Raw genomic sequence first — 15,203 nt, forward strand, 5'->3', positions numbered from 1 at the left:
GATTTGAAGGAGAGAATGTAAGATGATTACTCGTTATACCTATCCTGAAATGGGACGTATTTGGACTGAAGAGAATGAATTTCAAACCATTTTAAAGGTTGAAATCCATGCAGCTGAGATTATGGGAGAATTGGGGCAAATTCCAGCAGAAGCCGTGCCAGTAATCCGTGAGAAAGCTAAATTTTCAATGAAGCGTTTAAGAGAAATTGAAGAAGAAACACATCATGACATATTAGCATTTTTGCAAGCTGTTGCTGAAAACGTTGGTGATGAAGCCAAATATATTCATAAAGGGTTAACCTCTACAGACGTAAAAGATACAGCACTAGGATCTATGATGAAAGAAGCATCTGACATTATACTCGCAGATTTAGAGGCTTTTCGCCAAGTCTTACGCCGCCGGGCAGCAGAACATAAAAATACGGTTATGATTGGCCGTACTCATGGTATTCATGCGGAACCCATTACATTAGGGCTTAAATTTGCATTGTGGTTAGATGAGACGGAACGCAATATTGAACGCATGAAACGCGCTAAAGAAACCGTTTCTGTAGGTAAAGTATCAGGAGCAGTAGGTACATATGCGAATATCGATCCTGCTGTAGAAGCTTACATCTGTGATAAAATGGGTATTAAACCTGCGAAATTGGCAACTCAAGTTATTCAAAGAGATCGTCATGCTGAGTTAATGACTACCTTAGCAGTAATTGCCAGCTCCTTAGATAAATTTGCGACCGAGGTTCGTAACTTACAACGGACAGATATACGAGAAGTAGAAGAGTATTTTCACCCGGGCCAAAAGGGATCCTCGGCGATGCCTCATAAACGCAATCCAATTACTTGTGAACGCGTAGCTGGCCTAGCACGGGTAGTACGAGGGAATGCAGTCGCTGCTTTAGAGAATGTATCCTTATGGCACGAAAGAGATATTACTCATTCCTCAGTAGAACGTGTGATTTTGCCTGATAGTTTTGCATTAGTAGATTATATGTTGAAAAAGTTTACAAACATTGTCGACAAATTATTAGTGTATCCAGAAACTATGCAAGCAAATATTGAAAAAACGGGCGGGCTTATTTTCAGCCAGCGTATTTTATTGGCGTTAGTAAGTAAAGGCGTAGTAAGAGAAGAGGCTTACCGTTGGGTACAACGCAATGCCATGGCCAAATGGATGGAAGGCGCCGACTTTAAAACGAATATTACCAAGGATGAAGACGTTAAGAAATATTTATCACCAGAAGAAATTGATGCTTGTTTTGAGTACTCCTATTATCTTCGCCATATTGACACCATCATGGCTAGATTTGGTTTGTAGATAATAATGTTTATAGAAAATAGGGCCAAGAATTCAGGTACATTAAACAAGAGTTGAATTCTTGACAAAATTACTTTAATAAGATGGGAAGGGTGATTTTTTATGCCAGCAGTAGTAGTTATGGGAACCCAGTGGGGCGACGAAGGCAAAGGTAAGATTGTAGATTATTTAGCTGAGAAAGCAGATGTTGTTGCTCGTTATCAAGGGGGAAATAATGCAGGTCATACTGTAGTTGTAGAGGGAAAAGAATTTAAACTGCATTTATTGCCTTCAGGTATTTTATATAAAGGGAAAACTTGTGTTGTTGGTAATGGCGTGGTTATTGATCCAGAAGTTATGCTCAGAGAAATTAAAGGCATGCAGGAGAAAGGGATCGATACTTCAGGACTTAAAGTTTCTAATCGTGCTCATGTGATTATGCCTTATCACCGCTTATTAGATGAAGCAGAAGAAACGTATCGTGGAGATCATAAAATTGGCACGACGAAACGCGGCATAGGTCCATGTTATATGGATAAAAACTCGCGCTGTGGTATTCGTGTAGTTGATTTGTTAGATGAAGAAGAATTCTCGGAAAAATTAAAACGTAATTTAGAAGCCAAAAATCATTTACTAAAAGCAGTATATGGTGTAGAAGGTTTTGATTATGAGACTGTAAGAAAAGAATATTTAGGTTATGCAGAAGAATTACGCTCTTACGTATGTGATACATCTGCAACGCTTAATAAAGCAATAAAAAATGGCGAAAAGATATTATTTGAAGGTGCGCAAGCAACTATGCTGGACCTTGACCATGGAACCTATCCGTATGTTACTTCTTCTCATCCGATTGCTGGTGGAGTATGTGTAGGGGCTGGAATTGGACCTACGAAAATCAATACAGTGGTTGGGGTAGTAAAGGCGTATACAACCCGCGTAGGAGAGGGCCCATTCCCTACAGAATTATTTGATGAAGTGGGTGACCACATTCGTGAAAAAGGCCATGAATATGGTACTACAACAGGCCGTCCTCGTCGCTGTGGTTGGTTAGATGCCTGCGTAGTAGGTTATGCGGGACGTCTAAGCGGCATTGACTATATGGCAATTACTCGTTTGGATATTTTGGATGAATTGGCAACATTAAAAATATGCGTTGGTTATAAATATAAAGGTGCGGTAATGGATGAGTTTCCTGCTAGCCTAAAGGTATTAGCTGAAGTTGAAGCAGTTTATGAAGAACTTCCCGGCTGGCAAAGTGATACAACTAATATTCGTAATTATAAAGACTTGCCATTAAACGCACGTCGTTATTTAGAACGTTTGAGCGAAGTAGCAGACATTAAGCTTGGCATTGTCTCCGTAGGACCTGGAAGAGAACAAACCATCATAATGCATGAAATTTTTGAATAGAAATCAAATATAGTATCGATAGGTAGGTGATAAAAATGCCGGATTTGTTGTTAAAAGAAATTGTTGATTATTTTTGTCTTACCGCGGTGGAGAAGGACTGCGTTCTTGATGGCCCTGTTAAAGTGCCTGATATTAATCGCCCAGGACTTGTTTTGGCTGGATATTTACAGTATTTCGATGAGCAGCGTATTCAAGTAATCGGCACAACAGAAACAGCATTTTTAGACACCTTACCTATAAATGTAGCAGATGAGCGGTGGCATGCATTTATTCAGTTACATTTTCCTTGTTTAATTATAACCCGCAATATAGAATTACCCGGAGCATGGCTGCAATCGGCGGCAAATCGTCAATTACCAGTTTTTCGGACTCACCTGCCAACAACACGTTTCATAGCGCTGTTAACGAATTACCTAGAACGCAGACTTGCGCCAAGTGCTACCATTCATGCAGTGTTGGTGGATGTGCATGGGGTAGGTACTTTGATTATTGGTGAAAGTGGCATTGGTAAAAGTGAAACAGCATTGGACCTTATCAAACGTGGTCACCGTTTAGTAGCAGATGACGCTGTAGATGTAATTCGCAGCGGTGAAGATGTACTCACTGGTAGTGCGCCCGAAATATTGCGTCATATTATGGAAGTTAGAGGACTTGGAATTTTAAATGTAAAAGCATTATTTGGTATCGGTGCAGTAAGACCAAGCCAAAAGATAAACTTAGTCATTCGTCTAGAAGAATGGCAACAAGGTAAAGCCTATGATCGGTTAGGTCTTGAAGAAGAACATTATGAGATTCTAGGCGTCGGATTACCATGTAAGACAATTCCAGTGCGCCCAGGGCGAAACTTATCCAATATTATTGAAGTAGCTGCGATGAATTATCGTCTAAATAAATTGGGATATCATGCTGCCGAAGATTTTATTGAGAAGCAGAGGAAATTTTGCCTATCTGATGATCAATAATTAAAAAACTAAACAAAGTTTCTATGCTTTTCTTATTGCAAACTAATTTATTATAAAATCCATTAAAAACCAACAATAAACTAGTTGACAATAAGAAAGGATTGCTATATAATCATATCTTGTGAGAGCGACGTGGTTCACTAGCTCAGTTGGTAGAGCACCTGACTTTTAATCAGGGTGTCCCGCGTTCGAGCCGCGGGTGAGCCACCATTTTTACGGCCCGTTGGTCAAGCGGTCAAGACACCGCCCTTTCACGGCGATAACGGGGGTTCGATTCCCCCACGGGTCACCAAATACGGGCGATTAGCTCAGCTGGGAGAGCGCCTGCCTTACAAGCAGGATGTCGGCAGTTCGATCCTGTCATCGCCCACCATTTAGTTCTTACAATTAATATGGCCCAGTAGTTTAGCGGTTAGAATGCCGCCCTGTCACGGCGGAGGTCGTCGGTTCAAATCCGATCTGGGTCGCCATTACTTGCCGCGATAGCTCAGTCGGTAGAGCAGAGGACTGAAAATCCTCGTGTCGACAGTTCGATTCTGTCTTGCGGCACCATTTTTTGGTTCACTAGCTCAGTTGGTAGAGCACCTGACTTTTAATCAGGGTGTCCCGCGTTCGAGCCGCGGGTGAGCCACCATTTTACGGCCCGTTGGTCAAGCGGTCAAGACACCGCCCTTTCACGGCGATAACGGGGGTTCGATTCCCCCACGGGTCACCAAAATATGGGCGATTAGCTCAGCTGGGAGAGCGCCTGCCTTACAAGCAGGATGTCGGCAGTTCGATCCTGTCATCGCCCACCATATTTGTAACATGAACCTCATGCGTTTAGCATGAGGTTTTTTAGTATATAAAGTGATATTTTGTCTAAAAAGGGAAATGTTTGAAGGAATATAAAGATAAGACATAGAATGTACTAATAAAATGGAAAATAATGAGTTTTCCGATTTTTTTATAAAGGTGGAGGTTGTTATGAATAGAAAACGAATGCCGATTGTAATGCAACTTACGGGTATGTTTATTTTGGTCATTATTCTATTAGTATCTATCTTAAGCTTTACTGTGTTTAAATTGAGAGATAGTGGACAAGTAACTGAAGCAATAGTAAAGCATACCGTCACAAGAGGAAATCTTGTTAAAGCCGGGCAATTAGAATTTACCGGAGCTCTTTTAGATATGCGAGGGTATTTATTTTATCCGGATGGTGCGGCCTATGAACAGGGATATCGAGATAAAATAAAAAAGAGTAGTGAACTGGCGAAAAAGTATGATAGCATGTCTACAATGGGAGATACAAAAGTCGAAGGGGAAAAACTAGCAAAATTAGTTGATGATTATGTAGTGCTTGGCGACAAAGTCATTGCGGCTAAAAAATCGAAAGATCCTAATTTAACTAACCTTACAACACAGGGACGGCAATTGGTAAAAGAGATTGAAGATCAATTTGCTAAAGTTGATCAACTGCAGCAAAAATACCTAGATGATAGGAGTTCCTCATTACTTGCTGCGACAAGTCAAGATGGAATTATTGCCTTGGTGATCAGCAGCATAGTTTCTTTATTGGTGATTGTACTAGCCGTATGGTATAGTCGAAATTTGGCAAAACGCCTCAGAAACATTAGCGCTGAATTAGCTGAGGTTGGGAACCTTAATCTAACAGGAAAAGATGTATATCCCACTCGAAACGACGAAATTGGTGATATGGGTCTCATCATTATTGAAATGAAAAAATCCCTTAAAGGTTTCGTCTCTCAGATTGTTGGCAGTAGTCAAGTTTTAACCTCGACAAGTGGACAACTTAGTGACTCTGTTAGCGAACAATTAAGGGCGGTAGAGACAGTCGCAGAAAGCGTAACAAATATTGCAGCAGGGGCATCTCAAAATGCAGATAACATTAGTAATATTTCTGCAACGATGGAGGAAATATCCGCAAGCTCTGAAGAAATCAATGCGAGTACGTCTGAAGTCAGTACCAGCGCTCAAAATGCAGTAAACGAGGCTGCCAAGGGCATGGAAATGCTGACACAGGTAGTTGCCCAGAATGAATCAATTAACCAATCTATGAGTGAAATTACAATTGTTACAACGAAATTGGATCAAGGTTCTGCAAAAATAAAAGGCATTGTTGATTTGATTAATAGTATTGCCGCGCAAACAAATCTTCTAGCACTAAATGCAGCTATAGAAGCAGCGCGTGCTGGTGAAGCAGGTCGTGGTTTTGCAGTGGTAGCTGAAGAAGTTCGTAAGTTGGCTGAACAGAGTGCTGGCGCAACTGATGAAATTGCTAAAATTATACATAACATGGGTAACGAAATAAACTTTGCTGTCACTACAGTCGAAAAAGCCAACAAAGAGGTAGAAAAAGGGCAAAACTCTACCATTACAACACAGAACGGCTTCCATGTAATTATTGAGAAAATGGAAGCAGTAAAAGAAGGGATTACTCATATTGCTGCAGCTGTAAATGAGACTTCCCAGGGAATTCAAACAGTAGTAAGCAGCGTGGAGAATATTAGTGTGGTTGCTAATGAGACCTCATCAAGCTCTGAGGCTGTAGCTGCATCAGCAGAAGAGCAAACAGCTGGCATGCATGAAATTGATACCAACGCAGCAAGGTTAGCTCAATTGGCAACTCAAATGATGGATATTGTAAAGAAATTTAGAGTGTAGAAATATATTCAAACTTGAATAGCACAAACGTAGAAACTCCGCCAATCTTTGGCGGAGTTTCTACGTTTATAGTAAAGTATACTTCAATAATGTCGAAATAAGAAGGAATTTGCAAGATAAAAGTAGAAAGTTCCTTATAATGAAAAAAGTAGAAATATTACATATTTTCTAAAAAAATAGGAGGTAATAAGATGGAAAAAAGGCGCTTTCCAATTAGGGTACAACTAGCGGGTATGTTCGCCGTTGTGGCGGCATTATTACTGCTTGTACTGGGTTATACATTATATGAATTTAGACAAGCAGGTAATGAGGCAGAAATCATTGTGACTCAGACATCAGTAAGATTAGTTACAGTAAAAAATGCGCACACTGAATTTACTCGAGCCCTTCTTGATATGCGGGGATATTTATTTTATTCCGATGGTGCTGCCTATGAACAGGGGTATCGAGATAAAATAGCTAAAAGCTTAGCGATGGTAAGGGAGGTTAAAACCCAATTAGCACTACCTGAGGCTCGAGAAAAGGCCGAAAATTTGGATAAAGCGCTAAATCAGTATATGGTATATGCAGATACGAGATTATTTCCTGCACGTAAGGCGAATGACCCACGTTGGCTTCAAGTAGCGGGTGAGGGAAGAGCCATGGTACAGGAAATTGATGAAAATTTTCTACAGTTGTCCGAGATGCAAAAGAAATATTTAGATCAAAGCGGTATGGCGGTGGTGGAATCCTCTAAAACCAGCCGTAACATAGCGACCACAAGCAGTATTGCCATAATCCTATTGGTTATTGGAGTAGTATATTGGTATAGTGGCAATATGGCAAAAAGACTGGGGACTATTAGTAGGGATTTGGCACAAGTGGGTAAGCTAGACCTGCTAGGTAAAGATTTAATTCCAGCCCATAATGACGAGATTGGTGATATGGGTCTTGTAATAAATGAAATGCGTCAGTCACTTAAATCCTTTGTTCGCCAAATCGCAGATAATAGCCAGACCTTAGCGGCGTCTAGTGAAGAGTTAAGCGCGACGGTTTCTGAACATGTAAAAGCTGTAGAGACAGTGGCACAAAGCATAAGTGGAATTGCTGCCGGCGCTATTCAAAATGCGGATAACATTAGTAATATTTCGGCTACCTTAGAGGAAATCTCAGCAGGGTCGGAAGAAATTAGTGCTGGAGCCGCCGAAGTGAATCTTAGTACACAAAATGCAGTAGCAGAAGCTGGCAAGGGGATGGAAATGCTGGCAGAAGTGGTAAATCAAAACGAATATATTAATCAATCAATGAATGAGATTACAATTGTGACAACTAACTTATCCCAAGGTTCAGAAAAGATCAAAGGCATTGTTGATGTAATTAATGGAATTGCTGCCCAAACTAATTTACTGGCCCTTAACGCAGCTATTGAAGCAGCACGAGCTGGTGAGGCTGGTCGAGGATTCGCAGTAGTAGCGGATGAGGTACGAAAATTGGCAGAGCAAAGTGCCACAGCGACTAAGGACATTGCTGAAATCATTATAAAAATGAGTGAAGAAATTAATTTTGCTGTTGCCTCCGTCGGTAAAGCGAACCAAGAAGTTCTCAAAGGTAGGGAATCTGCCGTAACAACGCAAGAAGGATTTAAAATTATTATTGAGAAACTGGAGGGAGTAAAGACGGGCGTGGAGCAAATCGCTGTAGCTGTTGATGAAACAGCAAGGGGTACGCAGACTATGGTAGTAAGTGTAGAGAATATTAGCACTGTGGCACAAAAAACATCGGAAAACTCTGGAACTGCGGCTGCATCGGCTGAGGAACAAAGTGCCGGCATGTTGGAGATTAACCAGAATGCTGACAATTTAGCCCATTTGGCGACGGATATGATGGGAATTGTTAAGAAATTTAAAGTGTAATTGCAGTATTATTAATTTAATACCTAGTAAAAACTCCTGTTTTTTTATAAAACAGGAGTTTTTTTATTGGAAATAAATGCATGGAGGAATTTCTCTTACCTAAGTGATTTAAACTTAGTAAAGCTATTGTTATGGGTAATTTTGGTAAATTGCTGAGCAAGCTAACAAGCGGGCCAGTTTCTCGTATTGTTTTTGGTATTATGTGTTGTTATAATTAACTATATTAAAAATAATAAGATTATTTATAAGGGATTAAGGAGAAAAATGATGACATCAAAGAGTGATGAGTATAAAACGGGGGTTAAGATTATTACGGGATTATATATCCTTAAAATACTGAAAAATGGGCCAGCACATGGCAACAAAATAGCAACCGAAATTAAGGAACGAACGCAAGATCTACTCACCCCTAACCCAAATGCTTTATACCCCTTACTACGTAGATTGGAGGAGGACGGTTATATTACTGGAGAGTGGGATAACCCAGGGACCCGTAGCAAACGTATCTATACAATTACTGATGCAGGCTCGTCATTGATTTTGGTTTTAGAAGATAAAGTGAAAGAAAATTTTGCACAAAGAGAAAGAAAAATAGCTATCTTGCGTGAGGATTTGCAGCTCTATTAGTTTTTTGAAAGGAAGGATTACGATGACTGAGAAACCTAAAATAAGCAAAAACAAAATAGTATTAGTTGTGGTAATCATAATAGCAATTCTAGCAGCTGGCGGTATCTGGTGGTGGATCAGGGCTAGTAAAATTGTATCTACAGATGATGCACGTGTGAAAGGAACAATCGCCAGCATTAGCACAAAAGTTCCAGGGCGTATTGAAACGATAGCAGTTAAGGAAGGGGACAATGTGCAAGCAGGTCAGATCCTTGCCAAAATGGAAAGTGCAGAAATTGAAGTACAAGTGGCCCAAGCGAAAGCCAACCTAACGGCTGCACAAGCTAAACTTGCGGGAATAAAAGCTGGTAGTAGGCCACAACAGGTTGCTCAGGCGGGTGCGGCGGCCGCACAAGCAGAAGCCAATCTCGAAAATGCCAAGAATAATTCGGAACGAAGCTTGCTACTATTTAATCAAGGAGCCTTATCAGCCCAACAAAGAGATGCAGCTCAGACAGCCTTAGCAGTTGCAAAGGCACAATATGACGGAACAATACAAGGCTATGACTTGGCGGCAGAAGGATCAAGAGCAGAAGATATTCAAGTCGCTGAGGCTCAGGTGGAGCAAGCAGCAGCAGCATTGAAGAATGCCCAATTACAATTGGATAATACTACAATTCGTGCCTCTGTATCAGGAGTTATTGCGGTAAAGTCCATCGACCCGGGAGAAATTGTTTCCGTTGGACAGCCCCTGTTTAATATTACCGATCTAAATGATGTATGGGTGGCTGCCAATATTGAGGAAACATACATTGGTAAGGTACAAGTTGGTGAAAACGTAGAAGTAGCTATTGATGCCTATCCAGGTAAAAAATTTAAAGGCGAAGTAATGGAGGTCGGCTCAGCAGCTGGCTCTCAGTTTGCCCTGCTGTCAGGGGAAAATACGTCTGGTAATTTTACTAAAGTGACTCAACGTCTACCGATCAAAATTAAAGCGCTTGATGCAGGAGAATACGTATTAAAACCAGGTATGTCTGCATCGATTGCTATTTCTGTTAATTGAGGTGAAAGTCATGGAAGCTACTTTGGATTCAATGCAGCCGAACAAATACATGGTACTGTTTACCGTATGTGTTGGTACTATTCTTAGTGGCTACGTAAGTAGTGCAATTAATATTGCACTACCAAATATTATGCAGGCTTTTGGTTTTACTATGGACTCGGTTGTCTGGGTATCTTTATCTTATATGCTGCCTTATGGATCCATGTTACCAGTTATGGGAAAGCTGGGAGACCAGTTTGGTCGTAAAAAAATGTACATTGCCGGCGTAAGTACTTTTACCATTGCCACTTTGCTAGTAGGACTGGCTTGGAGTAGTACAACAATCATTGCATTTCGAGTGATGCAAGGCATTGGTGCAGGTTTATTATTCCCTAATGCCATGGCTATTGTATCAGATGCCTTTCCAGCGAGTGAACGTGGTCAGGCTCTTGGAATGTGGGGAGCCCTGGCGGCAAGCGGCAGTGCCCTTGGACCAACCATTGGTGGTTATATTATTGAACATCTTGATTGGCGATTGCTTTTTTATTCGATTATTCCAATTGCAATCGTCGGATTAGTCCTTAGTGTGTATGTTTTGAAAGAATCCAAGGTTTCTACTGATTCACCAAAGATTGACTACCTTGGTGCTATGTTAATTATCATCAGCTTGGGTAGCCTCTTGGTGGCGTTAAACCAAGGATCTAAAGAAGGTTGGACATCATTTTATATTACAAGTATTTTAACCATTTCCATCCTAGCAATGATTTCTTTTATCTACATTGAAAATACCATAGAATTCCCATTAGTGGATTTAGGTTTATTCAAGAACGCGACCTTTACTGTTTCCAATATTGTTGGTTTCCTATCCTTTATGGCTTTGTATGGTGGAATGTTTTTACTACCTTTTTACTTGCGTAATGTCCTAGGATATACGGCGATAAAAGCTGGTGTGTCTTTACTGCCGCTGGTAGGAGCTATGGTCTTATTAGCGCCAGTAGGTGGTAAACTGGCCGATGCTGTTGGATCTAAGATTCCTGCAAGTGCTGGTATGGCAATCATTACACTGTCCCTATACTCCTTTCACTATTTGGATGAGAGAACGGCTTATACCAATATTGCCTGGCGATTAGTTCTCATGGGTGTAGGCTTAGCATTAACTATGTCCCCTCTTTCCAATGGAGTCATGAGTACCCTGCCTAAAGATAAGATTGGTGTCGGCGCAGGAGTGTTTAATCTATTTAAAAATATAGGCGGTAGCGTTGGTGTAGCTATTATAGGAACACTCTTAAATAGTCGGCAAGAATTTCATAATCAGATATATGCAAATTCCATTACTACTAGTTCTGATACTGCTATGGGTGTATTATCTACACTGAAAGCCGGATTCATACACAGTGGGATGTCTGCTAACGAAGCGTATGCAGCCGCATTAATGACGATGAAGGGGATGGTTGCAAGTCAAGCATCCGTAACCGCATTCCAAGATGTATTTTTGATTACAGCCATGTTATGCGCGGTAGGAATTATTCCAGCTTTACTCATAAAAGGCGGAGGTTCAGCAAAAGAAAAAAATAACAAAACTTTTGAAGAAAAGGAGTTGCTTGCTAGATAATAGAAGCAAGCACCCCTTCTTATCACTTTGCTTTATAGAAGAATTTTCTATTCGTTTTTTACGCCTAATCGGTAAAGGTGAAACGATTCAACATCGTGAAAAAATTGGCACTAAAAAGCCTGTAAGGGCGGGCGCTAGATTACTTGCCTTCATCACTGTTATATGTTATACTTAGTAGCGTTAGGAAGCAGATAGATTTCTTGTCTGTTTGTATATAAGAATAACTCTTATGGGTAATTCCTAGCCTTACAATAAGCGGGTGTAGCTCAGTGGTAGAGTACCGGCTTCCCAAGCCGTGGGTCGAGAGTTCGAATCTCTTCACCCGCTCCAGTAAATTCAAGCCTTCGCAGGTTATTGCGAAGGCTTTTTTAGTTATAGGTGGACAATATAGGGTAGAAAAATAAATAAATAATCAAATAAAACCGAATAAATAAAAAAATATATAATAGAGTTTTGGTTAGAAATATTCTAGTATGGTTCAAACAACAAAAAGCTCATCCCAATCGCCGCGACATAAGTCGAAGCGGAAGAGATGAGCTAGAGAATGATATAGGTATTTAATAATGCAAGCGTTAGGGGGTAGGATGCATATATTTAAGTTGTCTGAGGGAGAAGGCAGGCATTGTTTCCCTCTAAAGCATCTAAAGGACTCACGGGGACGGTTTCCGTGAGTTCATTGCGATAATATTTCTGAACCTCACCCAATTCAGACTCTACGACTCTTTTATCTGCAGTTGCTACGGCGTAATATTTTGGATGTCCTCCTAACTTAGGCCATTGAAAGTTCCTTCTTTTAAGGCGCTTGTACAGAAGAATAAAGCCGTCGCCTTCCCAAAGGAGAGCTTTGATCCTAGCGCGTCGCTGACTGCAAAAAAGAAATAGGCCGTTGGAAAAAAGATTCAGCTACATACTTGTTGTCATGGAATGCTGACTGTTATTTTGGTTACATTATTTTTAGGCATGCTGAGCCCAACAAATATTTTCTTCTCTTTGATAGGCAGTACTTCAGGCATAGATTTTTGAACCGTTGCAATTTCTCGGTATACTTTTTTCTATCAGTAGTAGTAGCTTTTAATGTTGATGACATTTTCATCACACCTTGATTTTCTTACCACTACTGCGGCAAGCTTTCACTTATATATCATGGATGTATTTTCTCACGAAGGGAATTGATTGTACATGTGACGGTTTAATTGACACTAGTAGATATGGACTAATTTACTAATGGATAAAATTTTTAAAAATATCTTTCATTAGAAGGTTAATTCATAGATTTATCGAATAACTTACCATGCATTCATTTAGCATGCATGGTAGGGCGGGGGACGTCCTATATAATTACTTGGTGAGGAAGGTATACGATTAATGCTTATTAAAAATAGTGATTCTGTTAATTTGACTCAGGCTGCCTATACAATTATTAAAGAAAAAATAGTCAATGGTGAGCTTAAGCAAGGAGAGTTTATTAGTATTTCTGCTATGGCTAAAAGTTTAAATATTAGCAGGACTCCTGTAACAAATGCTTGCCAAAAACTCGAACATGATAAATTTTTAATGATTGTACCTAAACAAGGTGTAATTATTAAAGTTATAACCATTGATGATGCGAGGGAAATATATGAATTGCGTGCTGCGATTGAAACTTATTCAGCAAAATACAGCTTTTCAAGCTTTACGCAGGAAGATATAACATATTTAAAAAATTCCTATTCTAAGCAAGTTTGTGCTGTAGAAAAAAATGATTTTCATGCATTTATGTCTGAAGATACTATTTTTCATAAATATTTAGTTTCAAAATATGAAAATGCACAGTTTTTTTCAGTGTTAAATGTACTTTTTGATAGAGGATTTTTAATTGGTCTTAAATCCTGTAAAAATCCATTACGGCTGGATGAAAGTTTAAGAGAGCACAAAGAAATAATTGATTGCTTAACTAAAGGAGATCGAAACGCTTTTATTGAAAAGTTAGAAAAAAATATTTTGAATGGGTATATTAATTTGGTTGCCAAAAATGAGATTTACATAAAAAGTGAATAGTCCGGTTTCGAATGAGCGATCGTTCCGGAAAACGGAAGCCACGCCGAAATATTCAAGAATTAAATGAATTGAGTGAAAATATAAGTAAATTCGAAAAAATGAAAAAATAGTAGTTGACAAATAAAAAATAAGAATGTAGAATCTAAAATATATTCAGTGCTTGCATGCAAGTTGAATTCATTTTTTTTACGCAACCCTTGCATGCAAGTTGAATTCAAATGGAATGAATATGTTATCACATGGAGGTGAAGAGACGGTTTCTACGCTTCTAGTACAAAACTTTCGCAAATAAAAGGGAGAGTGTTCATTGTGAATGAGAATGGTAATATCGGTGCTAGATTAGATCGGTTGCCTATTGCAAAATGGCATTATCAGCTTTTGTTATTGATTGGGCTAGGGATGTTTGTAGACGGGTTTGATAATTATATGGGCGGAGCTATTTTATCCGAGTTGATAAAAAATGGATGGTCAACTAACTATCTTAATGCCGCTTTTATTTCGTCTACAATGATAGGACTTTTTATCGGTTCGATATTAGCAGGCCTTGCTGGAGATCATTTAGGTCGAAAATTTGCCTATCAACTTAATCTCTTAATATTTGGTATAGCCTCGCTTGCTGCAGGTTTTGCGACAGACATGATTACTCTGATTATTTTACGCGGCGTGATGGGGATCGGCCTAGGGGCAGAACTTGTTGTTGGATTTGGTACATTTTCTGAATTTGTGCCAGCTAGAGTGCGGGGTAAATGGACATCTCTCTTATCTTTACTTGCGAACTGTGCTCCACCGGTAGCTCTTTTAGTATCATATTTCGTTATTCCTGCTTTTGGCTGGCGGACAATGTTTATTATTGGAGGGGTATTAGCTATTATTGTATGGTTCCTTAGACATAATTTACCAGAATCACCACGTTGGCATGAATCGCGTGGAGAATATGATAAAGCAGATAAAATTGTCTCACAGGTTGAAGCTGATATTGAGCGTGAAAAAGGAATAAAATTACCACCAGCAGTAGCAGATAGTACTGGAACACCTCCAGTTGTTAAAAAAATTGCCTTTTGGAGCTTGTTTCGTGGTGTGTTATTGCGTAGAACAATCGTTGCTTCAGCGGTATTAGTGGGCATGAATACACTCGTATATACGATTGTAAACTGGGTACCGACTATTTTTGTGCAATCGGGTATTAGTGTCACTAAGTCAATGGGGATGATGACCCTTATTATGTTAGGAGCACCGATAGGAGTATTTATTGCATCGCGGACAGTAGATAAGTTCCCGAGGAGATCCATGAGCTCCTTTTTGCTACTTTTTATAGGAGTACTTGGATACATATATTCGTTACAGAGGTCGGAAACACTTATTGTTATTTTAGGTGTTATTTTGACTGTAGTGATTTATATATACGTTTGCCTAGCTTGTTCGGTTTATGTACCTGAAATGTGGCCAACAGAAGCCAGGCTTAGAGGAATGGGAGTTGCTAATGCAGTTGGACGGATATCAGCAATTTTTTCTCCATATGGAGTTGCGTGGTTGTTATCTAATTATGGACCTACGGCGGTATTTATCGGACTTGGTGTTGTTGTAGTTATACTTGCCATCATAATTACAACTATGGGTGTAGAAACAAGGCATAAGTCCTTAGAACAGATTAGTGAAGAAGTAGGGATTTAAAAATATAAACTAG

At 39.7% G+C, this 15,203-nt stretch carries 11 protein-coding genes and 9 tRNA genes; 19 read left to right on the plus strand and 1 reads right to left on the minus strand.

The features are described 5' to 3' along the window. The first annotated feature begins 22 nt into the window (after nt 1–22). From purB to UFO1_RS22650, 17 genes are all read left to right on the plus strand, one after another. Nucleotides 23–1,315, plus strand: coding sequence for an adenylosuccinate lyase (gene purB / locus UFO1_RS22565; protein ID WP_038674406.1), 1,293 nt, complete (start codon nt 23–25; stop codon nt 1,313–1,315). A gap of 102 nt (nt 1,316–1,417) precedes the next feature. Beyond that, nucleotides 1,418–2,704: an adenylosuccinate synthase gene (locus UFO1_RS22570; RefSeq protein WP_038674408.1), complete on the plus strand. Its 1,287-nt coding sequence runs from the start codon at nt 1,418–1,420 to the stop codon at nt 2,702–2,704. Nucleotides 2,705–2,739: 35 nt separating this feature from the next. Further along, entirely contained in the window at nt 2,740–3,666 is a 927-nt protein-coding gene (hprK, locus tag UFO1_RS22575) for an HPr(Ser) kinase/phosphatase (protein ID WP_038674410.1), read from the plus strand. Nucleotides 3,667–3,800: 134 nt separating this feature from the next. Further along, nucleotides 3,801–3,876 (plus strand) — tRNA-Lys (locus tag UFO1_RS22580). Between the two features lie 7 nt (nt 3,877–3,883). After that, nucleotides 3,884–3,958: transfer RNA gene (locus UFO1_RS22585), tRNA-Glu, on the plus strand. A 5-nt stretch (nt 3,959–3,963) separates the two neighbouring features. After that, nucleotides 3,964–4,039 (plus strand) — tRNA-Val (locus UFO1_RS22590). 21 nt (nt 4,040–4,060) lie between these two features. Beyond that, a tRNA-Asp gene (locus tag UFO1_RS22595) sits at nt 4,061–4,136 on the plus strand. 6 nt (nt 4,137–4,142) lie between these two features. Next, nucleotides 4,143–4,218: transfer RNA gene (locus tag UFO1_RS22600), tRNA-Phe, on the plus strand. Nucleotides 4,219–4,224: 6 nt separating this feature from the next. Then, nucleotides 4,225–4,300 (plus strand) — tRNA-Lys (locus UFO1_RS22605). A 6-nt stretch (nt 4,301–4,306) separates the two neighbouring features. Then, nucleotides 4,307–4,381: transfer RNA gene (locus UFO1_RS22610), tRNA-Glu, on the plus strand. Between the two features lie 6 nt (nt 4,382–4,387). Beyond that, a tRNA-Val gene (locus UFO1_RS22615) sits at nt 4,388–4,463 on the plus strand. 169 nt (nt 4,464–4,632) lie between these two features. Further along, entirely contained in the window at nt 4,633–6,330 is a 1,698-nt protein-coding gene (locus UFO1_RS22620; protein ID WP_038674413.1) for a methyl-accepting chemotaxis protein, read from the plus strand. A gap of 191 nt (nt 6,331–6,521) precedes the next feature. Next, complete coding sequence (locus UFO1_RS22625; protein ID WP_038674414.1) at nt 6,522–8,222, plus strand: methyl-accepting chemotaxis protein; 1,701 nt, start codon at nt 6,522–6,524, stop codon at nt 8,220–8,222. Nucleotides 8,223–8,486: 264 nt separating this feature from the next. Then, entirely contained in the window at nt 8,487–8,849 is a 363-nt protein-coding gene (locus UFO1_RS22630) for a PadR family transcriptional regulator (protein ID WP_236639282.1), read from the plus strand. A 22-nt stretch (nt 8,850–8,871) separates the two neighbouring features. After that, nucleotides 8,872–9,891 (plus strand): HlyD family secretion protein, encoded by a 1,020-nt coding sequence (locus UFO1_RS22635; RefSeq protein WP_038674417.1) that lies wholly within the window; start codon nt 8,872–8,874, stop codon nt 9,889–9,891. A 10-nt stretch (nt 9,892–9,901) separates the two neighbouring features. Beyond that, on the plus strand, nt 9,902–11,482 hold the full coding sequence (locus UFO1_RS22640) for a DHA2 family efflux MFS transporter permease subunit (RefSeq protein WP_084159945.1): 1,581 nt from the start codon (nt 9,902–9,904) through the stop codon (nt 11,480–11,482). Nucleotides 11,483–11,737: 255 nt separating this feature from the next. Beyond that, a tRNA-Gly gene (locus UFO1_RS22650) sits at nt 11,738–11,812 on the plus strand. Between the two features lie 264 nt (nt 11,813–12,076). Here the strand turns inward: UFO1_RS22650 and tnpB are convergent. Beyond that, nucleotides 12,077–12,385, minus strand: coding sequence for an IS66 family insertion sequence element accessory protein TnpB (tnpB, locus tag UFO1_RS26270; protein ID WP_084159946.1), 309 nt, complete (start codon nt 12,383–12,385; stop codon nt 12,077–12,079). A gap of 462 nt (nt 12,386–12,847) precedes the next feature. On the opposite strand from tnpB, the gene UFO1_RS22655 reads away from it, so the two are divergent. Next, the gene (locus UFO1_RS22655) at nt 12,848–13,519 is read left to right on the plus strand and encodes a GntR family transcriptional regulator (RefSeq protein WP_038674421.1); all 672 of its coding nucleotides are present in this window, start codon (nt 12,848–12,850) and stop codon (nt 13,517–13,519) included. 309 nt (nt 13,520–13,828) lie between these two features. Then, nucleotides 13,829–15,190: an MFS transporter gene (locus UFO1_RS22660; protein WP_038674422.1), complete on the plus strand. Its 1,362-nt coding sequence runs from the start codon at nt 13,829–13,831 to the stop codon at nt 15,188–15,190. Nucleotides 15,191–15,203 lie beyond the last annotated feature (13 nt).

This window comes from Pelosinus sp. UFO1, from assembly GCF_000725345.1.
In the GTDB taxonomy this organism is placed as follows: domain Bacteria; phylum Bacillota; class Negativicutes; order DSM-13327; family DSM-13327; genus Pelosinus.

Bases quoted from the DNA above. Each gene is read 5' to 3' on its own strand.
- UFO1_RS22640 (WP_084159945.1), top strand. From the start codon at position 9,902: ATGGAAGCTACTTTGGATTCAATGCAGCCGAACAAATACATGGTACTG.
- UFO1_RS22625 (WP_038674414.1), top strand. From the start codon at position 6,522: ATGGAAAAAAGGCGCTTTCCAATTAGGGTACAACTAGCGGGTATGTTC.
- UFO1_RS22620 (WP_038674413.1), top strand. From the start codon at position 4,633: ATGAATAGAAAACGAATGCCGATTGTAATGCAACTTACGGGTATGTTT.
- UFO1_RS22570 (WP_038674408.1), top strand. From the start codon at position 1,418: ATGCCAGCAGTAGTAGTTATGGGAACCCAGTGGGGCGACGAAGGCAAA.
- hprK (WP_038674410.1), top strand. From the start codon at position 2,740: ATGCCGGATTTGTTGTTAAAAGAAATTGTTGATTATTTTTGTCTTACC.
- purB (WP_038674406.1), top strand. From the start codon at position 23: ATGATTACTCGTTATACCTATCCTGAAATGGGACGTATTTGGACTGAA.
- UFO1_RS22630 (WP_236639282.1), top strand. From the start codon at position 8,487: ATGATGACATCAAAGAGTGATGAGTATAAAACGGGGGTTAAGATTATT.
- UFO1_RS22655 (WP_038674421.1), top strand. From the start codon at position 12,848: ATGCTTATTAAAAATAGTGATTCTGTTAATTTGACTCAGGCTGCCTAT.
- UFO1_RS22635 (WP_038674417.1), top strand. From the start codon at position 8,872: ATGACTGAGAAACCTAAAATAAGCAAAAACAAAATAGTATTAGTTGTG.